36 protein-coding genes are annotated in these 23,159 nt (G+C 67.4%); 34 read left to right on the top strand and 2 right to left on the bottom strand.

Annotated elements, in window-relative coordinates; translation table 11 throughout:
* The first annotated feature begins 11 nt into the window (after positions 1-11).
* From rplC to truA, 30 genes are all read left to right on the top strand, one after another.
* Positions 12-656: a 50S ribosomal protein L3 gene (gene rplC, locus ACWDZ4_RS07255; RefSeq protein WP_028812377.1), complete on the top strand. Its 645-nt coding sequence runs from the start codon at positions 12-14 to the stop codon at positions 654-656.
* A 7-nt stretch (positions 657-663) separates the two neighbouring features.
* Positions 664-1,317: a 50S ribosomal protein L4 gene (gene rplD / locus ACWDZ4_RS07250; RefSeq protein WP_451507434.1), complete on the top strand. Its 654-nt coding sequence runs from the start codon at positions 664-666 to the stop codon at positions 1,315-1,317.
* Positions 1,317-1,640: a 50S ribosomal protein L23 gene (gene rplW / locus ACWDZ4_RS07245; RefSeq protein ID WP_138894197.1), complete on the top strand. Its 324-nt coding sequence runs from the start codon at positions 1,317-1,319 to the stop codon at positions 1,638-1,640. Before rplD ends, rplW begins: the two co-directional genes overlap by 1 nt.
* 39 nt (positions 1,641-1,679) lie before the next feature.
* Positions 1,680-2,516, top strand: a complete 837-nt coding sequence (rplB, locus tag ACWDZ4_RS07240; protein WP_069927446.1) for a 50S ribosomal protein L2 — start codon at positions 1,680-1,682, stop codon at positions 2,514-2,516.
* Positions 2,517-2,528: 12 nt separating this feature from the next.
* Entirely contained in the window at positions 2,529-2,810 is a 282-nt protein-coding gene (rpsS, locus tag ACWDZ4_RS07235; protein ID WP_093799542.1) for a 30S ribosomal protein S19, read from the top strand.
* A 41-nt stretch (positions 2,811-2,851) separates the two neighbouring features.
* Positions 2,852-3,199, top strand: coding sequence for a 50S ribosomal protein L22 (gene rplV, locus ACWDZ4_RS07230; protein ID WP_069927445.1), 348 nt, complete (start codon positions 2,852-2,854; stop codon positions 3,197-3,199).
* A complete protein-coding gene (gene rpsC / locus ACWDZ4_RS07225; protein ID WP_028812371.1) occupies positions 3,199-4,044 on the top strand; it encodes a 30S ribosomal protein S3 in 846 nt (281 codons plus the stop codon). Before rplV ends, rpsC begins: the two co-directional genes overlap by 1 nt.
* 5 nt (positions 4,045-4,049) lie before the next feature.
* Positions 4,050-4,469 carry a 50S ribosomal protein L16 gene (rplP, locus tag ACWDZ4_RS07220; RefSeq protein ID WP_028812370.1) on the top strand — a complete coding sequence of 140 codons (420 nt, stop codon included), beginning with the start codon at positions 4,050-4,052 and terminating at the stop codon, positions 4,467-4,469.
* Positions 4,469-4,693 (top strand): 50S ribosomal protein L29, encoded by a 225-nt coding sequence (gene rpmC, locus ACWDZ4_RS07215; RefSeq protein WP_138894199.1) that lies wholly within the window; start codon positions 4,469-4,471, stop codon positions 4,691-4,693. Before rplP ends, rpmC begins: the two co-directional genes overlap by 1 nt.
* On the top strand, positions 4,693-4,977 hold the full coding sequence (rpsQ, locus tag ACWDZ4_RS07210) for a 30S ribosomal protein S17 (RefSeq protein WP_028812368.1): 285 nt from the start codon (positions 4,693-4,695) through the stop codon (positions 4,975-4,977). The genes rpmC and rpsQ overlap by 1 nt, the downstream gene beginning before the upstream one ends.
* Before the next feature lie 126 nt (positions 4,978-5,103).
* Positions 5,104-5,472 (top strand): 50S ribosomal protein L14, encoded by a 369-nt coding sequence (gene rplN, locus ACWDZ4_RS07205; RefSeq protein ID WP_003966950.1) that lies wholly within the window; start codon positions 5,104-5,106, stop codon positions 5,470-5,472.
* Between the two features lie 2 nt (positions 5,473-5,474).
* On the top strand, positions 5,475-5,798 hold the full coding sequence (gene rplX, locus ACWDZ4_RS07200) for a 50S ribosomal protein L24 (RefSeq protein WP_028812367.1): 324 nt from the start codon (positions 5,475-5,477) through the stop codon (positions 5,796-5,798).
* Complete coding sequence (gene rplE, locus ACWDZ4_RS07195; protein WP_028812366.1) at positions 5,798-6,355, top strand: 50S ribosomal protein L5; 558 nt, start codon at positions 5,798-5,800, stop codon at positions 6,353-6,355. The genes rplX and rplE overlap by 1 nt, the downstream gene beginning before the upstream one ends.
* A gap of 2 nt (positions 6,356-6,357) precedes the next feature.
* Positions 6,358-6,543 carry a type Z 30S ribosomal protein S14 gene (locus ACWDZ4_RS07190; RefSeq protein WP_004571834.1) on the top strand — a complete coding sequence of 62 codons (186 nt, stop codon included), beginning with the start codon at positions 6,358-6,360 and terminating at the stop codon, positions 6,541-6,543.
* A 222-nt stretch (positions 6,544-6,765) separates the two neighbouring features.
* The gene (gene rpsH, locus ACWDZ4_RS07185) at positions 6,766-7,164 is read left to right on the top strand and encodes a 30S ribosomal protein S8 (protein WP_028812365.1); all 399 of its coding nucleotides are present in this window, start codon (positions 6,766-6,768) and stop codon (positions 7,162-7,164) included.
* A gap of 21 nt (positions 7,165-7,185) precedes the next feature.
* Complete coding sequence (gene rplF, locus ACWDZ4_RS07180) at positions 7,186-7,725, top strand: 50S ribosomal protein L6 (RefSeq protein WP_451507433.1); 540 nt, start codon at positions 7,186-7,188, stop codon at positions 7,723-7,725.
* Between the two features lie 3 nt (positions 7,726-7,728).
* The gene (gene rplR / locus ACWDZ4_RS07175; protein WP_093799540.1) at positions 7,729-8,112 is read left to right on the top strand and encodes a 50S ribosomal protein L18; all 384 of its coding nucleotides are present in this window, start codon (positions 7,729-7,731) and stop codon (positions 8,110-8,112) included.
* A 46-nt stretch (positions 8,113-8,158) separates the two neighbouring features.
* On the top strand, positions 8,159-8,761 hold the full coding sequence (rpsE, locus tag ACWDZ4_RS07170) for a 30S ribosomal protein S5 (protein ID WP_028812362.1): 603 nt from the start codon (positions 8,159-8,161) through the stop codon (positions 8,759-8,761).
* Complete coding sequence (gene rpmD / locus ACWDZ4_RS07165; protein WP_028812361.1) at positions 8,761-8,943, top strand: 50S ribosomal protein L30; 183 nt, start codon at positions 8,761-8,763, stop codon at positions 8,941-8,943. The genes rpsE and rpmD overlap by 1 nt, the downstream gene beginning before the upstream one ends.
* Before the next feature lies 1 nt (position 8,944).
* Positions 8,945-9,400 (top strand): 50S ribosomal protein L15, encoded by a 456-nt coding sequence (gene rplO, locus ACWDZ4_RS07160; protein WP_344494750.1) that lies wholly within the window; start codon positions 8,945-8,947, stop codon positions 9,398-9,400.
* Positions 9,401-9,639: 239 nt separating this feature from the next.
* Positions 9,640-10,953 (top strand): preprotein translocase subunit SecY, encoded by a 1,314-nt coding sequence (secY, locus tag ACWDZ4_RS07155; RefSeq protein WP_451507432.1) that lies wholly within the window; start codon positions 9,640-9,642, stop codon positions 10,951-10,953.
* A complete protein-coding gene (locus ACWDZ4_RS07150; RefSeq protein ID WP_451507431.1) occupies positions 10,953-11,615 on the top strand; it encodes an adenylate kinase in 663 nt (220 codons plus the stop codon). Before secY ends, ACWDZ4_RS07150 begins: the two co-directional genes overlap by 1 nt.
* A gap of 104 nt (positions 11,616-11,719) precedes the next feature.
* A complete protein-coding gene (map, locus tag ACWDZ4_RS07145) occupies positions 11,720-12,562 on the top strand; it encodes a type I methionyl aminopeptidase (RefSeq protein ID WP_451507430.1) in 843 nt (280 codons plus the stop codon).
* Positions 12,563-12,736: 174 nt separating this feature from the next.
* Entirely contained in the window at positions 12,737-12,958 is a 222-nt protein-coding gene (gene infA, locus ACWDZ4_RS07140; protein WP_003956442.1) for a translation initiation factor IF-1, read from the top strand.
* Between the two features lie 60 nt (positions 12,959-13,018).
* Positions 13,019-13,132, top strand: coding sequence for a 50S ribosomal protein L36 (gene rpmJ, locus ACWDZ4_RS07135; RefSeq protein ID WP_003956441.1), 114 nt, complete (start codon positions 13,019-13,021; stop codon positions 13,130-13,132).
* 192 nt (positions 13,133-13,324) lie between these two features.
* Entirely contained in the window at positions 13,325-13,705 is a 381-nt protein-coding gene (gene rpsM / locus ACWDZ4_RS07130) for a 30S ribosomal protein S13 (protein WP_451507429.1), read from the top strand.
* A gap of 65 nt (positions 13,706-13,770) precedes the next feature.
* Positions 13,771-14,175 (top strand): 30S ribosomal protein S11, encoded by a 405-nt coding sequence (rpsK, locus tag ACWDZ4_RS07125; RefSeq protein ID WP_003956432.1) that lies wholly within the window; start codon positions 13,771-13,773, stop codon positions 14,173-14,175.
* 163 nt (positions 14,176-14,338) lie between these two features.
* Positions 14,339-15,361: a DNA-directed RNA polymerase subunit alpha gene (locus ACWDZ4_RS07120; RefSeq protein WP_003956430.1), complete on the top strand. Its 1,023-nt coding sequence runs from the start codon at positions 14,339-14,341 to the stop codon at positions 15,359-15,361.
* A 79-nt stretch (positions 15,362-15,440) separates the two neighbouring features.
* Positions 15,441-15,935 (top strand): 50S ribosomal protein L17, encoded by a 495-nt coding sequence (rplQ, locus tag ACWDZ4_RS07115; protein ID WP_451507428.1) that lies wholly within the window; start codon positions 15,441-15,443, stop codon positions 15,933-15,935.
* An 86-nt stretch (positions 15,936-16,021) separates the two neighbouring features.
* Complete coding sequence (gene truA / locus ACWDZ4_RS07110) at positions 16,022-16,882, top strand: tRNA pseudouridine(38-40) synthase TruA (protein ID WP_451507427.1); 861 nt, start codon at positions 16,022-16,024, stop codon at positions 16,880-16,882.
* On the opposite strand, the gene ACWDZ4_RS07105 is transcribed toward truA, so the two are convergent.
* Entirely contained in the window at positions 16,856-17,737 is an 882-nt protein-coding gene (locus ACWDZ4_RS07105) for a hypothetical protein (protein ID WP_451507426.1), read from the bottom strand. The two genes, truA and ACWDZ4_RS07105, sit on opposite strands and share 27 nt — an antisense overlap.
* A 47-nt stretch (positions 17,738-17,784) precedes the next feature.
* On the opposite strand from ACWDZ4_RS07105, the gene ACWDZ4_RS07100 reads away from it, so the two are divergent.
* From ACWDZ4_RS07100 to glmM, 4 genes are all read left to right on the top strand, one after another.
* Entirely contained in the window at positions 17,785-19,413 is a 1,629-nt protein-coding gene (locus ACWDZ4_RS07100; RefSeq protein ID WP_451507425.1) for an ABC-F family ATP-binding cassette domain-containing protein, read from the top strand.
* A gap of 288 nt (positions 19,414-19,701) precedes the next feature.
* On the top strand, positions 19,702-20,145 hold the full coding sequence (gene rplM / locus ACWDZ4_RS07095) for a 50S ribosomal protein L13 (protein ID WP_028812351.1): 444 nt from the start codon (positions 19,702-19,704) through the stop codon (positions 20,143-20,145).
* A 45-nt stretch (positions 20,146-20,190) separates the two neighbouring features.
* Entirely contained in the window at positions 20,191-20,718 is a 528-nt protein-coding gene (rpsI, locus tag ACWDZ4_RS07090) for a 30S ribosomal protein S9 (protein ID WP_451507424.1), read from the top strand.
* A gap of 141 nt (positions 20,719-20,859) precedes the next feature.
* Entirely contained in the window at positions 20,860-22,218 is a 1,359-nt protein-coding gene (gene glmM / locus ACWDZ4_RS07085) for a phosphoglucosamine mutase (protein ID WP_451507423.1), read from the top strand.
* Here the strand turns inward: glmM and ACWDZ4_RS07080 are convergent.
* Positions 22,215-23,159 (bottom strand): DUF389 domain-containing protein, encoded by a 945-nt coding sequence (locus ACWDZ4_RS07080; RefSeq protein WP_451507422.1) that lies wholly within the window; start codon positions 23,157-23,159, stop codon positions 22,215-22,217. The genes glmM and ACWDZ4_RS07080 overlap by 4 nt on opposite strands.

Below are 23,159 nucleotides of genomic sequence, written 5' to 3'. Positions count from 1 at the left end.
GGGGCGCGGAGATGGCTAAGCAGATTAAGGGAATCCTGGGCGAGAAGCTCGGCATGACCCAGGTCTGGGACGAGAACAACCGGGTCGTCCCGGTGACCGTCGTCAAGGCCGGGCCGAATGTCGTGACCCAGGTCCGCACGAATGACTCCGACGGCTACGAGTCGGTCCAGATCGCCTTCGGCGAGATCGACCCTCGCAAGGTGAACAAGCCCCTCAAGGGCCACTTCGCCAAGGCCGACGTGACCCCGCGCCGCCACCTGGTGGAGCTCCGTACCTCCGACGCCAGCGAGTACACGCTCGGCCAGGAGATCACTGCCGAGGTGTTCGAGTCCGGCGTCAAGGTCGACGTCACGGGCAAGAGCAAGGGCAAGGGCTTCGCCGGTGTCATGAAGCGTCACAACTTCGCCGGTGGCAAGGCTTCGCACGGTGCCCACCGCGTGCACCGCAAGCCCGGTTCCATCGGTGGCTGTGCCACTCCCGGCCGTGTCTTCAAGGGCATGCGCATGGCGGGTCGTATGGGCAACGAGCGGGTCACCACCCAGAACCTGACCGTCCACGCCGTTGACGCCGAGAAGGGCCTGCTGCTCATCAAGGGCGCCGTCCCCGGCCCCAACGGTGGCCTCGTCCTGGTCCGCACCGCGGCCAAGGGGGTTTGAGGAACCGATGAGCACCATTGACATCCTTTCGCCGGCAGGCGACAAGACCGGGACGGTCGAGCTCCCCGCGGAGATCTTCGACGCCAAGGTCAGCATTCCGCTGATCCACCAGGTCGTCGTCGCTCAGCTGGCCGCTGCCCGCCAGGGCACGCACAAGACCAAGCGTCGCGGCGAAGTCCGTGGTGGCGGCAGGAAGCCGTACCGCCAGAAGGGCACCGGCCGCGCCCGTCAGGGTTCGACCCGCGCCCCGCAGTTCGCCGGCGGTGGCGTCGTCCACGGCCCGCAGCCGCGTGACTACTCGCAGCGCACGCCCAAGAAGATGAAGGCCGCCGCTCTGCGTGGCGCCCTCACCGACCGGGCCCGCAACGCTCGCATCCACGTCGTCTCCGGCGTGGTCGAGGGTGCGGTTTCCACGAAGGCCGCGAAGAACCTGCTGGGCAAGGTCAGCGAGCGCAAGCACGTGCTCCTGGTCGCCGAGCGTTCGGACGAGGCCGCGTGGCTGTCCGCCCGCAACCTGCCCCAGGTGCACCTCCTGGAGCCGGGCCAGCTGAACACGTACGACGTGCTCGTCTCTGACGACGTGGTCTTCACCAAGGCCGCTTTCGAGTCTTTCGTGTCTGGCCCCACCAAGGCCGATGAGACCGAAGGGAGCGACGTCTGATGGCTGAGGCGACCGTAACCAGCAAGACCTTCACGGACCCGCGTGACGTCCTCGTCAAGCCGGTTGTATCCGAGAAGAGCTACGCGCTGCTCGACGAGAACAAGTACACGTTCATCGTCGCGCCCGGCTCCAACAAGACCCAGATCAAGCAGGCCGTCCAGGCGGTCTTCGGGGTCAAGGTCACCGGGGTCAACACGATCAACCGGCAGGGTAAGCGCAAGCGCACCAAGACCGGCTTCGGCAAGCGCTCGGACACCAAGCGCGCCATCGTGACCCTCGCCGAGGGCGACCGTATCGACATCTTCGGCGGCCCGACCTCCTGACGGAGGTCGAGTCGTCCGGAATCGGACGAGGACTGAGAAATGGGAATCCGCAAGTACAAGCCGACGACGCCGGGCCGCCGTGGCTCCTCCGTCGCCGACTTTGTCGAGATCACGCGGTCCACGCCGGAGAAGTCGCTGGTCCGCCCCCTGCACAGCAAGGGCGGCCGTAACAACGCCGGTCGGATCACCGTTCGCCACCAGGGTGGCGGACACAAGCGCGCCTACCGCGTGATCGACTTCCGTCGTCACGACAAGGACGGCGTGCCGGCGAAGGTCGCGCACATCGAGTACGACCCGAACCGCACCGCGCGCATCGCGCTCCTGCACTACGCAGACGGCGAGAAGCGCTACATCATCGCGCCGCGTGGCCTCACGCAGGGTGACCGGATTGAGAACGGCCCTGGCGCCGACATCAAGCCCGGCAACAACCTGGCGCTGCGCAACATCCCGGTCGGTACGACCATCCACGCCATCGAGCTGCGGCCCGGCGGCGGTGCGAAGTTCGCCCGTTCCGCGGGTGCCTCCGTGCAGCTGCTGGCGAAGGAGGGCACGATGGCCCACCTTCGTATGCCCTCCGGTGAGATCCGCCTGGTCGACGCCCGCTGCCGCGCCACGATTGGCGAGGTCGGCAACGCCGAGCAGTCGAACATCAACTGGGGCAAGGCCGGCCGCATGCGCTGGAAGGGCGTCCGCCCGACCGTTCGTGGTGTCGCGATGAACCCCGTCGACCACCCGCACGGTGGTGGTGAGGGCAAGACCTCCGGTGGTCGCCACCCGGTCAGCCCGTGGGGTCAGAAGGAAGGTCGTACTCGCTCGCCGAAGAAGGCATCGAGCAAGTACATCGTCCGCCGCCGCAAGTCGAACAAGAAGCGCTAGGAGCGGGTTTAGATGCCGCGTAGTCTCAAGAAGGGGCCCTTCGTCGACGGACACCTCATCAAGAAGGTGGACGTACAGAACGAGGCAGGCACCAAGAACGTCATCAAGACCTGGTCCCGGCGCTCGATGATCACCCCGGCCATGCTGGGTCACACCATCGCGGTGCACAACGGCAAGATTCACGTCCCGGTGTTCGTCACCGAGTCGATGGTCGGCCACAAGCTCGGCGAGTTTGCGCCGACCCGCACCTTCCGCGGCCACGTCAAGGACGACCGCAAGTCGAAGCGCCGCTAAGGCGGGGTGCGATGACTATGAACGACACCGAAGGGACAACCATGGAAGCCAGGGCCCAGGCGCGGTACATCCGCGTCACGCCCATGAAGGCCCGCCGCGTGGTGGACCTTATCCGTGGCATGGATGCCACGGAGGCTCAGGCGGTCCTGCGTTTCGCCGCGCAGGCCGCGAGCGTGCCGGTCGGCAAGGTGCTTGACAGCGCCATTGCCAACGCTGCGCACAACTACGACCACACGGACGCCTCCTCGCTGGTCATCAGCGAGGCGTACGTCGACGAGGGCCCGACCCTGAAGCGGTTCCGTCCGCGCGCTCAGGGCCGTGCCTACCGGATCCGCAAGCGGACCAGCCACATCACCGTGGTCGTCAGCAGCAAGGAAGGTTCCCGGTAATGGGCCAGAAGGTAAACCCGCACGGGTTCCGGCTCGGCATCACCACGGACTTCAAGTCCCGTTGGTACGCCGACAAGCTGTACAAGGACTACGTCAAGGAAGACGTCGCCATCCGCAGGATGATGACGTCCGGCATGGAGCGCGCCGGCATCTCGAAGGTGGAGATCGAGCGCACCCGTGACCGCGTGCGTGTGGACATCCACACCGCTCGTCCGGGCATCGTCATCGGCCGCCGTGGCGCCGAGGCCGACCGCATCCGCGGCGACCTCGAGAAGCTCACGGGCAAGCAGGTCCAGCTGAACATCCTCGAGGTCAAGAACCCCGAGATGGACGCTCAGCTGGTTGCTCAGGCCGTTGCCGAGCAGCTCTCCTCCCGCGTCTCCTTCCGTCGCGCCATGCGTAAGAGCATGCAGGGCACGATGAAGGCCGGCGCCAAGGGCATCAAGATCCAGTGTGGTGGCCGTCTCGGCGGCGCCGAGATGTCCCGGTCCGAGTTCTACCGCGAGGGCCGTGTGCCGCTGCACACGCTGCGCGCGAACGTGGACTACGGCTTCTTCGAGGCCAAGACCACCTTCGGCCGTATCGGCGTGAAGGTCTGGATCTACAAGGGCGACGTCAAGAACATCGCCGAGGTCCGTGCCGAGAACGCCGCGGCCCGTGCGGGTAACCGCCCGGCCCGTGGTGGCGGCGCGGCCGACCGTCCGGCCGGTGGCCGTGGTGGTCGTGGTGGCGAGCGTGGCGGCCGCGGCCGCAAGCCGCAGCAGGGCGCACCGGCAGCAGAGGCCCCCAAGGCCGACGCTCCCGCCGCCGCTGCTCCGGCTGAGAGCACCGGAACGGAGGCCTGACCGAAATGCTGATCCCTCGTAGGGTCAAGCACCGCAAGCAGCACCACCCCAAGCGCCGCGGTATGGCGAAGGGTGGCACTGAGGTCGCATTCGGCGAGTACGGCATCCAGGCGCTGACCCCGGCCTACGTGACGAACCGCCAGATCGAGGCTGCTCGTATCGCGATGACCCGCCACATCAAGCGTGGCGGCAAGGTCTGGATCAACATCTACCCGGACCGCCCGCTGACGAAGAAGCCCGCCGAGACCCGCATGGGTTCCGGTAAGGGTTCTCCCGAGTGGTGGATCGCGAACGTGCACCCGGGCCGGGTCATGTTCGAGCTGTCCTACCCGAACGAGAAGATTGCTCGTGAGGCGCTCACCCGCGCTGCTCACAAGCTTCCGATGAAGTGCCGGATTGTTCGGCGCGAGGCAGGTGAGTCGTGATGGTGGCCGGTACGAAGGCGACTGAGCTGCGCGAGCTGAATGACGAGGACCTCGTCGCGAAGCTCCGTGAGGCCAAGGAAGAACTGTTCAACCTCCGCTTCCAGGCGGCGACCGGACAGCTCGAGAACCACGGCCGGCTCAAGTCCGTCCGTAAGGACATCGCCCGGATCTACACCCTGATGCGCGAGCGCGAGCTGGGCATCGAGACGGTGGAGAGCGCCTGATGAGCGAGAAGAATGTGACTGAGACGACTGAGCAGCGCGGATTCCGCAAGACCCGTGAGGGTCTCGTCGTCAGCGACAAGATGGACAAGACCGTCGTCGTCGCTGTCGAGGATCGCGTCAAGCACGCCCTGTACGGCAAGGTCATCCGCCGTACGAACAAGCTCAAGGCTCACGACGAGTCCAACGCCGCAGGCGTCGGCGACCGCGTCCTCATCATGGAGACGCGTCCGCTGTCGGCGAGCAAGCGCTGGCGCATCGTCGAGATCCTCGAGAAGGCCAAGTAGGCAATTCCCGCAAGGGAATTCCAATAGAGACGCCTTAGAGGGGTTTCCTTCTAAGTAGTTCCGCCAGGCTCGGCAGGGGCACCCAGGTGCCCCTGCCGGGAACCGGCAGACGATCAGGAGATAGACGTGATCCAGCAGGAGTCGCGACTGCGCGTCGCCGACAACACGGGTGCGAAGGAAATTCTCACCATCCGTGTTCTCGGTGGCTCGGGTCGCCGCTACGCGGGCATCGGCGACGTCATCGTCGCCACCGTCAAGGACGCGATCCCCGGCGGCAACGTGAAGAAGGGTGACGTCGTCAAGGCCGTCATCGTTCGCACCGTCAAGGAGCGCCGCCGCCAGGACGGCTCGTACATCCGCTTCGACGAGAACGCCGCTGTCATTCTCAAGAACGACGGCGACCCTCGTGGCACCCGTATCTTCGGCCCGGTGGGCCGTGAGCTGCGCGAGAAGAAGTTCATGAAGATCATCTCGCTCGCGCCGGAGGTGCTGTAAGCATGAAGATCAAGAAGGGCGACCTGGTTCAGGTCATCACCGGTAAGGACAAGGGCAAGCAGGGCAAGGTCATCGTCGCCTTCCCCCGCGAGAACCGCGTCCTCGTCGAGGGTGTCAACCGGGTCAAGAAGCACACCAAGGCCGGTCAGACCGCTCGCGGTTCGCAGACCGGTGGCATTGTGACGACCGAGGCTCCGGTCCACGTCAGCAACGTGCAGCTGGTTGTTGAGAAGGACGGCAAGAAGGTCGTTACCCGCGTCGGCTACCGCTTTGACGACGAGGGCAACAAGATCCGCGTGGCCAAGCGGACCGGTGAGGACATCTGATGACTACCACCACCGCACCGCGCCTCAAGCTGCGCTACCGCGAGGAGATCGCGGGCAAGCTGCGTGAAGAGTTCTCGTACGAGAACGTCATGCAGATCCCCGGTCTCGTCAAGATCGTGGTCAACATGGGTGTGGGCGACGCCGCCCGCGACTCCAAGCTGATCGACGGCGCGATTCGCGACCTCACCACGATCACGGGCCAGAAGCCGGCCGTCACCAAGGCCCGGAAGTCCATCGCGCAGTTCAAGCTGCGCGAGGGTCAGCCGATCGGCTGCCACGTCACCCTCCGCGGTGACCGCATGTGGGAGTTCCTGGACCGTACGCTGTCGCTCGCGCTGCCGCGTATCCGTGACTTCCGTGGTCTGTCGCCGAAGCAGTTCGACGGCCGTGGCAACTACACCTTCGGTCTCACGGAGCAGGTCATGTTCCACGAGATCGACCAGGACAAGATCGACCGGGTCCGGGGCATGGACATCACCGTGGTCACCACGGCGACCAACGACGACGAGGGTCGTGCCCTCCTTCGTCACCTCGGCTTCCCGTTCAAGGAGAACTGACCGTGGCGAAGAAGGCCCTGATCGCTAAGGCGGCCCGCAAGCCGAAGTTCGCTGTGCGCGCGTACACGCGTTGCCAGCGCTGCGGCCGTCCGCACTCCGTCTACCGCAAGTTCGGCCTGTGCCGCGTGTGCCTTCGTGAGATGGCTCACCGTGGCGAGCTGCCGGGCGTGACCAAGAGCTCCTGGTAGTCCTGTACTGCCCTTCGGGCGTACGGATTTCCAGAAGCTCTCGGTAAGTATCTGGTCGGCAGGAGCCCATCCCGACATGCCGTAGGCTTGAAGGGTTGGGCGCCTGCCGCCCTGACCGACTTACTACGCCGTAGGTCCCCGCACCGCACCCGTCCTGCCACTGAGTGGGGAGAGGGATGGCGCATACAGGAAACCCCGGCGAGAGAGGCCGAAGGCCAATTCATGACCATGACTGATCCGATCGCGGACATGCTGACTCGTCTGCGTAACGCGAACTCGGCGTACCACGACACCGTGGCTATGCCGCACAGCAAGATCAAGTCGCACATCGCGGAGATCCTCCAGCAGGAGGGCTTCATCACCGGCTGGAAGGTCGAGGACGCCGAAGTCGGCAAGTCCCTCGTTCTCGAGCTGAAGTTCGGCCCGAACCGTGAGCGCTCCATTGCGGGCATCAAGCGGATCTCGAAGCCGGGTCTGCGCGTCTACGCGAAGTCCACCAACCTGCCGAAGGTCCTCGGCGGCCTGGGCGTGGCGATCATCTCCACGTCCCACGGTCTCCTGACCGGCCAGCAGGCAGGCAAGAAGGGCGTAGGTGGGGAAGTCCTCGCCTACGTCTGGTAGTCGGGAACGGAGGAAAAGCTAATGTCGCGAATCGGCAAGCTCCCCATCCAGGTTCCCGCCGGTGTGGACGTCACCATCGATGGCCGCACGGTCGCGGTGAAGGGCCCCAAGGGTTCCCTCTCGCACACCGTCGCAGCGCCGATCGAGGTCACCAAGGGTGAGGACGGCGTGCTCAACGTCACCCGCCCCAACGACGAGCGTCAGAACAAGGCCCTCCACGGCCTGTCCCGCACGCTGGTGGCGAACATGATCACCGGCGTGACCGCGGGTTACAGCAAGGCGCTCGAGATCAGCGGTGTCGGTTACCGCGTCCAGGCGAAGGGCTCCAACCTGGAGTTCGCCCTGGGCTACAGCCACCCGATTGTCGTTGAGGCCCCCGAGGGCATCACCTTCAAGGTCGAGTCGCCCACGAAGCTCAGCGTCGAGGGCATCGACAAGCAGAAGGTCGGCGAGGTCGCCGCTAACATCCGCAAGCTGCGGAAGCCCGACCCGTACAAGGCCAAGGGCGTCAAGTACGCCGGCGAGGTTATCCGCCGCAAGGTTGGAAAGGCGGGTAAGTAAGCCATGGCATACGGTGTGAAGATCGCCAAGGGTGACGCGTACAAGCGCGCTGCCATCAAGCGCCGCCACATCCGGGTCCGCAAGCACGTCTCCGGTACGCCGGAGCGTCCGCGCCTGGTCGTGACGCGTTCCAACCGCAACATCGTTGCGCAGGTCATCGACGACATCGCGGGCCACACGCTCGCGTCGGCGTCGACCCTGGACACCTCGATCCGTGGTGGCGAGGGCGACAAGAGCGCCCAGGCCCAGCAGGTGGGTGCGCTCGTCGCCGAGCGCGCGAAGGCTGCCGGCGTCGAGGCCGTCGTGTTCGACCGTGGTGGCAACAGGTACGCCGGGCGCATTGCCGCTCTGGCTGACGCCGCCCGCGAAGCCGGGCTGAAGTTCTAAGCCCCGGTTCCGGGACTAACGGACGTAACAGAGAGAGGTAAATCCAATGGCTGGACCCCAGCGCCGCGGAAGCGGTGCCGGTGGCGGCGAGCGGCGGGACCGGAAGGGTCGCGACGGTGGCGCTGCCGCCGAGAAGACCGCTTACGTTGAGCGCGTTGTCGCGATCAACCGTGTCGCCAAGGTTGTCAAGGGTGGTCGCCGCTTCAGCTTCACCGCGCTGGTCGTGGTGGGCGACGGTGACGGCACTGTAGGCGTCGGATACGGCAAGGCCAAGGAAGTTCCCGCGGCCATTGCCAAGGGCGTTGAAGAGGCGAAGAAGTCCTTCTTCAAGGTTCCGCGCATCCAGGGCACCATCCCTCACCCGATTCAGGGCGAGAAGGCTGCGGGCGTCGTCCTGCTCAAGCCGGCTTCCCCCGGTACCGGCGTTATCGCCGGTGGCCCGGTGCGAGCCGTCCTCGAGTGCGCCGGCGTTCACGACATCCTGTCGAAGTCGCTCGGCTCGTCGAACCCCATCAACATCGTCCACGCGACTGTGACGGCCCTCAAGGGTCTGCAGCGTCCCGAGGAGATCGCGGCTCGCCGTGGTCTGCCCCTCGAGGACGTGGCCCCCGCGGCCCTGCTCCGTGCGCGTGCGGGAGCGGGTGCGTAATGGCCCGTCTCCAGATCACGCAGACGAAGTCGTACATCGGCAGCAAGCAGAACCACCGCGACACCCTGCGTTCGCTCGGGCTCAAGCGCCTGAACGACGTGGTTGTCAAGGAGGACCGCCCCGAGTTCCGCGGAATGGTTCACACCGTCCGCCACCTCGTGACGGTTGAGGAGGTCGACTGACATGGCGGAGAACAACCCGCTGAAGGTCCACAACCTCCGGCCCGCCCCGGGCGCCAAGACCGCCAAGACCCGTGTGGGTCGTGGTGAGGCGTCCAAGGGTAAGACCGCAGGTCGTGGTACCAAGGGCACCAAGGCCCGTTACCAGGTTCCGCAGCGCTTCGAGGGCGGGCAGATGCCCCTCCACATGCGTCTGCCGAAGCTCAAGGGCTTCAAGAACCCGTTCCGCACCGAGTACCAGGTCGTGAACCTGGACAAGCTCGCCGACCTCTACCCGCAGGGTGGAGAGGTCACGGTGGCCGACCTGGTCGCCAAGGGTGCGGTGCGTAAGAACCAGCTCGTCAAGGTGCTCGGCGCCGGCGAGATCTCCGTGGCGCTGACGGTGACGGTTGACGCCGTTTCCGCCTCCGCCAAGGAGAAGATCGCTGCCGCTGGCGGCACCGTCACCGAGCTCGTCTGAGAGACGAGCCCGATGGCTTGAACATCGACCGGGGATGCCTCACATAAGGGGCATCCCCGGTTGGTCGTTCCTAGGGGGGCATGGTCGCCGGTATGGTGGCGTGCACCGTTAACTTCCGTGCGGTGTGTCCGCACGGCTTTTGACTGCTTTGTATTCGTTGCACTCGTTGTTCCGTCGGATTCGTCGATCCTCAATACCGTCACCTCTGACGCAGTAGCGCGGGGGTCGCAGGAGGCACCGTGCTCACCGCGTTCGCCCGGGCGTTCAAGACGCCCGACCTGCGCAAGAAGCTGCTCTTCACACTGGGCATCATCGTGTTGTACAGGCTCGGGGCCCACGTTCCGGTTCCCGGCGTCAACTACAAGAACGTGCAGATCTGTGTCGACCAGGCGCAGACGGGCGGGCTCTTCGGACTCGTCAATCTGTTCAGCGGCGGCGCTCTGCTGCAGATCACGATCTTCGCGCTCGGCATCATGCCGTACATCACGGCGAGCATCATCCTCCAGCTTCTGACCGTGGTGATTCCGCGACTGGAGGCCCTCAAGAAGGAGGGACAGTCCGGTACCGCCAAGATCACGCAGTACACGCGTTATCTGACGGTCGCCCTGGCCGTGCTGCAGGGCACCGGCCTGGTGGCCACCGCCCGCAACGGCGCGATCTTCCAGGGCTGCCCCGTCGCGGGCCAGATCGTTCCGGACAAGTCCATCTTCGTGACCATCACGATGGTCGTCACGATGACCGCGGGCACCGCGGCCGTCATGTGGCTCGGTGAGCTCGTCACCGACCGCGGCATCGGCAACGGCATGTCGATCCTGATGTTCATCTCGATCGCCGCCGGCTTCCCGGGCGCCCTGTGGGCCATCAAGGAGTCGGGCGAGCTGGCCAACGGCTGGATCGAGTTCGGCATCGTGATCCTGGTCGGCTTCGCGATGGTCGGCCTCGTGGTCTTCGTGGAGCAGGCGCAGCGCAGGATTCCCGTGCAGTACGCGAAGCGCATGATCGGCCGGAAGTCCTACGGCGGTACGTCTACGTACATCCCGCTGAAGGTCAACCAGGCCGGTGTGATCCCGGTCATCTTCGCGTCGTCGCTGCTCTACATCCCGATGCTGATCGTGCAGTTCAGCGGTGGCGGTGGAAACTCCGGCTGGGGCACCTGGATCCAGGGGAACTTCGTCGACGGCAAGCCCATCTACATCGCCACGTACTTCCTGTTGATCGTGTTCTTCGCCTTCTTCTACGTGGCGATCTCGTTCAACCCCGAGGAAGTCGCCGACAACATGAAGAAGTATGGTGGCTTCATCCCGGGTATCCGGGCAGGTCGGCCTACCGCCGAGTACCTGAGCTACGTGCTCAACCGGATCACTTGGCCGGGCTCGCTGTATCTGGGTCTGATCGCTCTTGTGCCGACGATGGCGTTGGCGGGCTTCGGCGCGAACCAGGACTTCCCCTTCGGTGGAACAAGCATCCTCATCATCGTGGGTGTGGGCCTGGAGACCGTGAAGCAGATCGAGAGCCAGCTCCAGCAGCGCAATTACGAAGGGTTCCTCCGCTGATGCGAATCGTCCTCGTCGGGCCGCCCGGTGCCGGCAAGGGAACGCAGGCCGCGTTCCTTGCCAAGAACCTGTCGATCCCGCACATCTCCACGGGCGACCTCTTCCGCGCCAACATCAGCCAGGGCACGGCCCTCGGCAAGCAGGCGAAGGCCTTCATGGACGCCGGCAACCTGGTTCCGGACGAGGTCACCATCGGGATGGCCAAGGACCGCATGGACCAGCCCGACGCCGAGGACGGCTTCCTGCTGGACGGCTTCCCGCGGAACGTCTCGCAGGCCGTGGCGCTCGACAAGGCGCTGAAGGCCGAGGGCGTGCAGCTGGACGGCGTACTGGACCTGGAAGTCCCCGAGGACGAGGTCGTGAAGCGGATCGCGGGTCGCCGTACCTGCCGCAACGACTCGAGCCATGTCTTCCACGTGACGTACAGCCCGCCCAAGGAAGACGGCGTCTGCGACGTCTGCGGCGGTGAGCTCTACCAGCGTGGCGACGACACCGAGGAAACGGTGCGGCGCCGGCTGGAGGTCTACCACAGCGAGACCGAGCCGATCATCGACCACTACAAGGCTCAGGGCCTGGTGGTCACCATCTCCGCGCTGGGCAAGGTCGACGAAGTGACCCGGCGTGCGATGGAAGCCCTGAAGAAGTCCTCCGGCGAGGGCTGACCGAGCAAGCAGTACAACGGTTGCGGCCGCGGTGTCCGAGAGGCGCCGCGGCCGTACTGTTGGGCGGGTAGTACGTAGTGACAGCGAATGCGGAAGGCACACTCATGGTGGAGATCAAAACCCCCGAGCAGATCGCGAAGATGCGCGAGGCGGGGCTGGTCGTCGCCGCCGTCCACGCGGCCACACGCGAGGCGGCCGTGCCGGGCGCCACCACCAAGGACCTGGACGAGGTGTCGCGCAAGGTGCTCGCCGAGCACGGTGCGAAGTCGAACTTCCTCGGGTACGGCGGGTTCCCCGCCACCATCTGCACGTCGGTCAACGAGGTCGTCGTCCACGGCATCCCGGACGAGAAGACGGTCCTCAAGGACGGCGACATCATCTCGGTCGACGCCGGCGCGATCGTCGACGGCTGGCACGGCGACGCGGCGTACACCGCCTTCGTGGGCACGGGGCACGCGCCCGAGCTGATCGAGCTCTCCCGGGTGACCGAGGAGTCGATGTGGGCCGGCCTCGCCGCGATGAAGCTGGGCAACCGGCTCGTCGACATCTCCAAGGCGATCGAGTCGTACATCCGCCGTCAGCCGCGTCCGGCGACGGGCAAGTACGGGATCATCGAGGACTACGGCGGCCACGGCATCGGCTCCGAGATGCACATGGACCCGCACCTGCTGAACTACGTCACGCGCAAGCGCGGCAAGGGCCCGAAGCTGGTTCCCGGCTTCTGCCTGGCGATCGAGCCGATGGTGAGCCTCGGCACGGCGCAGACGGACGTCCTGGAGGACAACTGGACCGTCGTGACCACCGACGGCACCTGGTCCTCGCACTGGGAGCACTCCGTGGCGCTGACGGAGGAGGGGCCGCTGGTCCTGACCGCCGTCGACGGCGGCAAGGCGAAACTGGCGGAGTACGGCGTCACGGCCGCGCCCGACCCTTCCTCGAGGTCTTGAGGACCAGGGGATACCCCATGGCTGAACCGCTTAATGATCTCCACTGTTGGGCAAACTTCCCGGATTCGTCTTTTCCGGGAGCCTGACGTAGACTGACTCGTCGGCTCTCGTGTACCCGTATGCCTGCATGCGGAAGCGGGAGTCGATCAAGGTAGCCGATTCGAAGGGCGAAGCGTGGCCAAGAAGCAAGGTGCCATCGAAATCGAGGGCACCGTGATCGAGTCCCTCCCGAACGCAATGTTCAAGGTGGAACTGCAGAACGGTCACAAGGTCCTAGCGCACATCAGCGGCAAGATGCGTATGCACTACATCCGCATCCTCCCGGATGACCGGGTCGTGGTGGAGCTGTCTCCGTACGACCTGACGCGTGGCCGGATCGTCTACCGGTACAAGTAGATCCTGCCCGCGCCCCGTGTCTGACGGGGTGGTGGCACTGACCCGGAGAACCTCACTTTCATGAAGGTCAAGCCGAGCGTCAAGAAGATCTGCGACAAGTGCAAGGTGATCCGCCGTCACGGCCGGGTCATGGTCATCTGCGACAACCTGCGCCACAAGCAGCGCCAGGGCTGACGCACGACCCCCTGCATCTCGCAGAACTTCGCGCGACGCACGTAAATACGTACATACGCAGAACCCAGTGCCCACGGGCGCTGACACCTCCGGCGGAGGCCGGGGACCTGGTCCGTACCGCTCCCCTCGAGGGAGTGGTCGGTGGCCACGGAACGGTTCTGCGGAAGACCTCCAAGCAAACAGGAGCCATGAATGGCACGCCTTGAAGGCGTTGACCTCCCGCGCGAAAAGCGTATCGAGGTCGCCCTCACCTACGTCTTCGGCATCGGCCGCACCCGTGCCCAGGAGACTCTCGCCGCTACCGGCGTGAACCCCGACACGCGCGTTCGTGACCTGGCCGAAGAGGACCTGGTCAAGATCCGCGAGTACGTTGACGTGAACTTCAAGACCGAGGGTGACCTCCGTCGCGAGGTGCAGGCCGACATCCGCCGCAAGGTCGAGATCGGTTCCTACCAGGGTCTGCGTCACCGCCGCGGCCTGCCGGTCCACGGCCAGCGCACCAGCACGAACGCCCGTACCCGCAAGGGTCCGCGTCGCGCGATCGCCGGCAAGAAGAAGCCGGGCAAGAAGTAGTCCTCAGCCGGACGCTCATCAGCGGTCTTCGCTGTAGGACCGACCACCTCCCGTAGGAGATATAGATGCCCCCCAAGGGTCGTCAGGGCGCCGCCAAGAAGGTGCGCCGCAAGGAAAAGAAGAACGTCGCTCACGGGCACGCCCACATCAAGAGCACGTTCAACAACACGATCGTCTCGATCACCGACCCCTCGGGCAACGTGATCTCCTGGGCCTCCGCCGGCCACGTCGGCTTCAAGGGCTCGCGCAAGTCCACCCCCTTCGCCGCGCAGATGGCCGCCGAGTCGGCCGCCCGTCGCGCGCAGGAGCACGGCATGCGCAAGGTCGACGTCTTCGTCAAGGGTCCCGGCTCCGGCCGTGAGACCGCGATCCGCTCCCTCCAGGCCACCGGCCTCGAGGTCGGCTCGATCCAGGACGTCACCCCCACCCCGCACAACGGCTGCCGCCCCCCCAAGCGCCGCCGCGTCTGACGCTCCGCGTCCGACTCCGGTTGTTGCGGTGCGCACGGAGGGAAGACCGACCTTCCCTCCGTGCGCGCTGTACTCGGGCGGTACGGCCCTTCGGGGCCGTGCCGCCCGTACCCTTGTAGTAGTTGGCATCAAATAGTGGGTGCCAAGACTGGAGGCATTTCTCATGCTTATCGCTCAGCGTCCGTCGCTGACCGAAGAGGTCGTCGACGAGTACCGCTCGCGGTTCGTGATCGAGCCCCTCGAGCCGGGCTTCGGTTACACCCTCGGCAACTCGCTCCGCCGTACGCTCCTCTCCTCGATCCCCGGTGCCGCTGTCACCAGCATCCGGATCGACGGCGTCCTGCACGAGTTCACCACCGTGCCGGGTGTCAAGGAGGACGTCACCGACCTCATCCTCAACATCAAGCAGCTGGTCGTCTCCAGCGAGCACGACGAGCCCGTCGTGATGTACCTGCGCAAGCAGGGACCGGGCCTGGTCACCGCTGCTGACATCGCCCCGCCGGCCGGTGTCGAGGTGCACAACCCCGACCTGGTGCTCGCCACGCTCAACGGCAAGGGCAAGCTGGAGATGGAGCTGACCGTCGAGCGCGGTCGCGGCTACGTCTCCGCCGTCCAGAACAAGCAGGTGGGCCAGGAGATCGGCCGTATCCCGGTCGACTCCATCTACTCGCCGGTGCTCAAGGTCACGTACAAGGTCGAGGCGACCCGTGTCGAGCAGCGCACCGACTTCGACAAGCTGATCGTCGACGTCGAGACCAAGCAGGCCATGCGCCCGCGCGACGCCATGGCGTCCGCCGGCAAGACCCTGGTCGAGCTGTTCGGTCTGGCGCGCGAGCTCAACATCGACGCCGAGGGCATCGACATGGGCCCGTCCCCGACGGACGCCGCGCTCGCCGCCGATCTGGCGCTGCCGATCGAGGAACTCGAGCTCACCGTCCGTTCGTACAACTGCCTCAAGCGCGAGGGCATCCACTCCGTGGGTGAGCTCGTGGCGCGCTCCGAGGCCGACCTGCTCGACATCCGCAACTTCGGTGCGAAGTCGATCGACGAGGTCAAGGCGAAGCTGGCCGGCATGGGCCTGGCCCTCAAGGACAGCCCGCCCGGATTCGACCCGACCGCCGCCGCCGACGCCTTCGGCGCCGACGACGACGCGGACGCCGGTTTCGTCGAGACCGAGCAGTACTAAACACTTCCGGCGGGCACTAGCTCGTCGGTAACTGACACCGGTACCTGATACGGCCGGTGCAGACACTAGGAGAAACACCATGCCGCGTCCCGCAAAGGGTGCCCGTCTGGGCGGCAGCGCCGCGCACGAGCGTCTGCTCCTCGCCAACCTGGCGAAGTCGCTGTTCGAGCACGGCCGCATCACGACGACCGAGGCCAAGGCCCGCCGCCTGCGCCCCGTCGCCGAGCGTCTGGTCACCAAGGCGAAGAAGGGCGACATCCACAACCGTCGCCTGGTGCTGCAGACGATCACGGACAAGAGCATCGTCCACACGCTCTTCACCGAGATCGCCCCGCGGTACGAGAACCGCCCCGGTGGTTACACCCGCATCACGAAGATCGGCAACCGTCGTGGCGACAACGCCCCGATGGCGGTCATCGAGCTCGTCGAGGCCCTGACCGTGGCCCAGCAGGCCACCGGTGAGGCCGAGGCCGCGACGAAGCGCGCGGTCAAGGAAGACGAAGCCAAGAAGGACGAGGCTGCCCAGGACGACGCTCCGGCCGCCGAGGCCGAGGGCGAGTCCAAGGACGCCTGAGCGTTCTGACTCCACCGGGCGGGCCCGCATCACCCTTCGGGGCGGTGCGGGCCCGTTCTGTTGTGTTGTATCGAGAGGATGCGCTGGTGAGCGAGGACATTGAGGGCGCGGCGCCGGGGTTCGTGCGGGTGCGGCTGGATCTTTCGTACGACGGGAAGGACTTTTCCGGGTGGGCGAAGCAGGCCGGGCGGCGCACGGTCCAGGGTGAGATCGAGAACGCGCTGCGGACCGTGACGAGGTCCTCGGAGACGTACGGCCTGACGGTCGCCGGGCGTACGGACTCGGGCGTGCACGCGCGCGGTCAGGTCGCGCACGTCGACCTGCCCGAGGACGTGTGGGCCGAGCACCGGGACAAGCTGCTGCGGCGGCTCGCCGGCCGGCTGCCGCACGACGTGCGGGTGTGGAAGGTGGCGGAGGCTCCCGCGGGGTTCAACGCCAGGTTCGCGGCCGTCTGGCGGCGCTACGCGTACCGCGTGACGGACGACCCCGGTGGCGTCGACCCGCTGCTGCGCGGCCATGTGCTGTGGCACGACTGGCCGCTGGACGTGGACGCCATGAACCGGGCGGCCGAGAAGCTGGTCGGGGAGCACGATTTCGCGGCGTACTGCAAGCGGCGGGAGGGCGCGACCACCATTCGCACCTTGCAGCAGCTCGGCTGGGAACGCGGGGCGGACGGGGTCATCACCGCGACCGTGCGCGCCGATGCCTTCTGCCACAACATGGTGCGCTCGCTGGTCGGCGCGATGCTGTTCGTCGGGGACGGGCACCGGGACGCGGACTGGCCGGGGAAGGTCCTGGCGGCGGGCGTACGGGACTCCTCGGTCCATGTCGTACGCCCGCACGGCCTCACCCTGGAGGAAGTCGGCTACCCGGCCGACGAGCTGCTGGCGGCGCGTGCCCGTCAGGCCCGGAACATGCGGTCACTGCCCGGCGGTGGCTGCTGCTGACGCCTGGGCCCTTCCGCGCTGGTGGATCTGGCGGAACGTGAACTCGGCGATGTCGTCGCCGGTCGTGTAGACGTCCTTGTCGGACGTGGTGACGTTCTTGCCGCTGGTGAAGCCGGCGACGGTGAAGTAGGCGTAGCGGCCGTAGGCGTTGGTGGTCTTGCGGCAGATCGAGCCGCCCCGGCAGAAGGTGGGGACGCCGGCGCCGGGGAGGGACGCGAGACCGCCGCTCGCCTGCTCCTTGGCCTTCTCGGCCTGGGCGGCGGTGCCGAAGACCGCGACGCCCACGGTGACGGCCACGCCGCCCTTGGAGTACGTCGCGCGGATGACCTGGTCGCAGCCGTTGTTCGCGAGTACGGAGCCCAGTGCGCCCTGGGTCGCGGCGGAGCAGCTGGTGGTGCGGTTCGTCGCGCCCTTGGCGTAGGCGCGGTCGCCCATCGTCAGCCGCTTGCCGGGGTACAGGGTGTCGGCGCTGAGCGGCGCCGTGTCCTTCGTGGCGCTGGAGATGAAGTCCCTGGGGTTCGGCGGGGGCGGGGGAGCCTGGGAGGAGAAGGAGGGGCCGGGCTGGGCGGACTCGGTCGGCAGGGACTCGGCGGTCGGCAGCCCGGTCGGGGAGCCGGTGGTGGTGTTCTTGTTCGTCGTGACGACCGCCGTGGCCACGATCGCGCCGACCACGGCGGTCGCCAGCACACCGCCGCCGATGTACAGCCACCGCCTGCGGCGGGCGCGCGCGGCGGAGGCGTCGGCGAGCGCCGCCCAGTCCGGTGTGTCCCCCGACGACTGCGTTCCGTACGGATCCTGAGGGTTCTGCTGTCCCTCGGGGCCACCCCAGGAGGGCCCCCCTTGCCCAAAGCTCATGCCGCGCATCCTAATCCGGTTGGGTGATCCCGCGGAGTGCGGTCAGAATGCGGAGCATGGGACATCTTGAGGCCGCACACGTCGAGTACTACCTGCCGGACGGGCGGCCGTTGCTCGGCGACGTTTCCTTCCGGGTCGGGGAGGGCGCCGTCGTGGCCCTGGTCGGCCCGAACGGAGCGGGCAAGACGACCCTGCTCCGGCTGATCTCCCGGGAGCTGCAGCCGCATGGCGGCTCGGTGACGGTGAGCGGCGGGCTCGGGGTGATGGGGCAGTTCGTGGGGTCCGTGCAGGACGAGCGGACGGTGCGGGACCTGCTGGTCTCGGTGTCCCCGGAGCGGATCCGGGAGGCGGCCGCCGCCGTCGACAAGGCCGAGCACGGAATCCTGACCGTGGACGACGAGAAGGCGCAGATGGCGTACGCGCAGGCGTTGTCCGACTGGGCGGAGGCCGGCGGGTACGACGCCGAGACCGTCTGGGACATGTGCTCCATGGCGGCGCTGGGGATCCCCTACGACAAGGCGCAGTTCCGCGAGGTACGGACGCTCAGCGGCGGTGAGCAGAAGCGGCTCGTGCTGGAGGCCCTGCTGCGGGGGCCCGACGAGGTGCTGCTGCTCGACGAGCCGGACAACTATCTGGACGTGCCCGGCAAGCGGTGGCTGGAGGAGCGGCTGAAGGAGACCCGCAAGACGGTCTTCTTCGTGTCCCACGACCGCGAGCTGCTGTCGCGGGCCGCCGACAAGATCGTGAGCCTGGAGCCGGGGGCCACGGGGGCCGACGCGTGGGTGCACGGCGCCGGCTTCGACACCTTCCACGAGGCGCGGGCGGAGCGGTTCGCCCGGTTCGAGGAGCTCATGCGCCGGTGGGAGGAGGAGCACGCGCGGCTCAAGGCGCTGGTCCTGAGGCTGCGGGGGCAGGCGGCGAGCAGCCCCGACATGGCCTCGCGGTACCGGGCCATGCGGACACGGTTCGAGAAGTTCGAGGAGGCGGGCCCTCCGCCCGAGCCGCCGCGCAAGCAGGACATCCGGATGCGGCTGCGGGGCGGGCGCACGGGGGTGCGGGCCGTCGTGTGCAAGGGACTCGGGCTCACCGGGCTGATGAAGCCGTTCGACCTGGAGGTCTACTACGGGGAACGGGTCGCCGTGCTCGGGTCGAACGGATCCGGCAAGTCCCACTTCCTGCGGCTGCTCGCCGGGGAGGACGTCAAGCACACGGGGGAGTGGAAGCTGGGCGCGCGGGTGGTGGCCGGACACTTCGCGCAGACGCACGCGCACCCCGAGCTGGTCGGCCGGTCGCTCGTCGACATCCTGTGGTCCGAGCACTCCAAGGACCGGGGCGGGGCGATGGGCGCGCTGCGGCGGTACGAGCTGGAGCGCCAGGGCGACCAGGCGTTCGACCGGCTGTCGGGCGGGCAGCAGGCGCGGTTCCAGATCCTGCTGATGGAGCTGGAGGGCACGACCGCGCTGCTCCTCGACGAGCCGACGGACAACCTCGACCTGGAGTCCGCCGAGGCGCTGCAGGAGGGGCTGGAGGTGTACGACGGGACGGTGCTCGCCGTGACACACGACCGGTGGTTCGCGAAGTCCTTCGACCGGTACCTGGTCTTCGGGTCGGACGGCGTCGTACGGGAGACGGCGGAGCCGGTGTGGGACGAGCGGCGGGTGGAGCGGACACGGTAGGGCATCGCGCGGCGCGGGAGGCCGGTGCGCGCACCCGCCGGGCCGTTTTGACCCGTACGGGGGCGGGCGGGTAGGCTTCCAGTTCGTTATGCGTATTGGCTTGGTCGTTCTCACGCGAGGGGCCCTTACGCCGGTCCACCGGGCCGATCACCAGCGGCAGGCAGACGGGTTGCGTCCCCGGATGCCGCCACGGCTGTCGTGATCGTCCCAGTGGCCTTGTCAGGACCCTTCCTCCAGCTCTTGACGAGCTGGGGGAGACCCCACTCCGAAGAAGCGAAGGCTACGACCGTGCGTACGTACAGCCCCAAGCCCGGCGATGTCACGCGCCAGTGGCACATCATCGACGCGCAGGACATCGTCCTGGGCCGTCTGGCGACGACTGCCGCCAACCTCCTGCGGGGCAAGCACAAGGCGATCTACGCCCCCCACATGGACATGGGCGACTTCGTCATCATCGTCAACGCCGAGAAGGTTCACCTCTCCGGCAACAAGAAGACCCAGAAGATGGCGTACCGCCACTCCGGCTTCCCGGGTGGTCTGCGTTCCGTCCGTTACGACGAGCTGCTGGCGAAGAGCCCCGAGAAGGCCGTCGAGAAGGCCATCAAGGGCATGATCCCCAAGAACACTCTGGGTCGTCAGATGCTCTCGAAGCTGAAGGTCTACGCAGGTCCCGAGCACCCGCACGCGGCTCAGCAGCCGGTGCCGTTCGAGATCACCCAGGTCGCGCAGTAGTTCCGGCCACACCCCCCTAAGAACGAAAGAAATCTGAGGAGAATCGTGGCCGAGACCACTGCAGAGACGCCCGTCGAGGGTTCCGAGGCCGAAGAGACCTTCGCCGAGGTGACCACCTTCGAGTCCGAGGTTCCCGTCGAGGGCGAGTACACCAGCGAGTCCCTCGCGGGCCGCTTCGGTGACCCGCAGCCCGCGGCCGGCCTGGGCCGTCGCAAGAACGCCATCGCCCGCGTCCGGATCGTTCCGGGCACCGGCAAGTGGAAGATCAACGGGCGTACGCTCGAGGACTACTTCCCGAACAAGGTTCACCAGCAGGAAGTCAACGAGCCCTTCAAGGTGCTCGAGCTCGACGGCCGCTACGACGTCATCGCCCGCATCGCGGGTGGCGGCGTCTCCGGTCAGGCCGGTGCGCTCCGTCTCGGTGTCGCCCGTGCCCTGAACGAGGCCGACGTGGACAACAACCGCGCCACGCTGAAGAAGGCCGGCTTCCTCTCCCGCGACGACCGTGCGGTCGAGCGCAAGAAGGCCGGTCTCAAGAAGGCCCGCAAGGCGCCGCAGTACAGCAAGCGCTAATCCGCCTGCTCGGCTGCTCCAGACGTTCGCCCCGGCGGCACATTGTGTGCTGTCGGGGCGTTCGTTTATCGGTATGCCGGGCGTACCACGGCGTTGAAGCGCACCAGAGCTTGCATTTTCGGAGTATTTCGGAGGACACCAGTGGGACGACTCTTCGGCACTGACGGCGTGCGCGGTGTCGCCAACGCCGATCTGACGGCCGAGCTCGCGCTCGGTCTGTCGGTCGCGGCGGCGCACGTACTCGCCGAGGCGGGCACCTTCGAGGGGCATCGGCCGACCGCCGTGGTCGGGCGTGATCCGCGTGCGTCGGGAGAGTTCCTGGAGGCCGCCGTCGTGGCGGGCCTGGCGAGCGCGGGTGTGGACGTGCTCCGGGTGGGGGTGCTGCCCACCCCCGCGGTGGCGTACCTCACCGGCGCGCTGGGCGCCGATCTCGGCGTCATGCTCTCGGCCAGCCACAACGCCATGCCGGACAACGGTGTCAAGTTCTTCGCGCGCGGCGGGCACAAGCTCGCCGACGAGCTGGAGATCCGCATCGAGGACCTGTACGAGCAGCACCGCACCGGTGAGCCCTGGGCCCGGCCGACCGGGGCGGGCGTCGGCCGGGTGTCCGACTACGACAAGGGCGTCGACCAGTACATCGCCCACCTGATCGCGGTGCTGCCCAACCGCCTCGACGGCGTGAAGGTCGTCCTCGACGAGGCGCACGGGGCCGCCTCCCGCGTCTCTCCCGAGGCATTCGCCCGGGCCGGCGCCGAGATCGTCACCATCGGCGCCGACCCGGACGGGCTGAACATCAACGACGGGTGCGGGTCCACGCACCTGGAGATGCTCCGGGCCGCCGTCGTCGAGCACGGCGCCGACCTCGGTATCGCGCACGACGGCGACGCCGACCGGTGCCTGGCCGTGGACGCGCTGGGCAACGAGGTCGACGGGGACCAGATCCTCGCCGTACTGGCGCTCGCCATGCGCGAGGCCGGACAGCTGCGCAAGAACACCGTCGTCGGCACCGTCATGTCGAACCTCGGTTTCAAGCTGGCCATGGAGCGCGAGGGCATCGAGCTCGTACAGACCGCCGTCGGCGACCGGTACGTACTGGAGTCGATGAAGGCCGAGGGGTACGCGCTCGGCGGCGAGCAGTCCGGGCACGTCATCGTGCTGGACCACGCGACCACCGGTGACGGCACCCTGACCGGGCTGATGCTGGCCGCGCGGGTGGCCGCCACCGGGCGTACGCTCGCGGACCTCGCCGGGGTCATGAGCCGGCTGCCGCAGATCCTCGTCAACGTGCCCGACGTCGACAAGTCGCGCGTCACCACCTCCGCCGAGCTGGCGGCCGCCGTCACCGACGCCGAGCGGGAGCTGGGCGCCACGGGGCGGGTGCTGCTGCGGCCCTCGGGCACCGAGCCGCTCGTGCGGGTCATGGTCGAGGCGGCCGACATCGAGCAGGCGAAGGCGGTCGCGGGGCGGCTCGCCGATGTGGTGAAGTCCGCGCTCGGTTAGGCGTTCTTGCCGCCGGTACGCTCGCGCTGCCTCGTCCACAGGTACTTCTGGGCGAACAGCGTGAGCGTACCGGCGAGGACGATGCCGAGCAGGTTCAGCAGGAGCTGCTCGGTGGAGAGCCGGGTCTGGGCGGCGTCCCCGTAGACGAGTGCCACAGCGGCGTTGGCCGCCGCGGGGACCGTCGTCACCGAGATGGCCACGCCGACCAGGGCGCCCGACTTGGCGGACGTGAGCGACAGCATGCCGGCCGCGCCCGCCAGTACGGCCACGACGAAGGACAGCCAGTCCGGGGCGTAGATGAAGCCCGTGTTGGGGCGGTCCGCGTCCAGCATGTCCTTGGTGAACAGGCCCGTCGCGTCCATGAAGAGGCTGAACCCGGCCGTCACCGCCATCGCCACCGCGAACCCCACGATCAGCGCGATGAACGACCGCCAGGCGAGGCGGGGCGCGCGCTGCACCAGCGCCGTGCAGAACCCGGCCAGCGGGCCGAACTCCGGGCCCACGGCCATCGCGCCCACGATCAGGATCGCGTTGTCGAGCACCACACCGCAGGCCGCGATCATCGTCGCCAGCGACAGGAACGCGATGTAGGTGACGGAGAGCGTCGACTCCTCGTGGGTCGCGTCCGACAACTGCTCCCACAGCACCGCGTCCGCGGCCTCGCCCGGCGCCTCCTCCTCCGCCCGGTGGGCTCGCGCGGACAGCGACAGGTCGATGTTCTCGACGGCGATCGAACCGCATTCGTCGATGCCGAGGCCGCGGAGCGTGTTGATGAGGTCGTCGCCCGCCTCGCGCGCCACGTCGCACATGACGAGGTCGCCCGCCGGGTCGCGGGCCGCCCCGGGGACGACGGCGAGGTGTGTCGTGCCCACCGTCGTCTCCACCGTCCTGACGACCTCGTCGGTGCGGTCGGCGGGGACGATCAGGCGAAGGTGCAGCAC

Source organism: Streptomyces sp. NPDC003016 (genome assembly GCF_053591455.1).
This window is presented reverse-complemented; position numbering and strand designations above follow the sequence as displayed.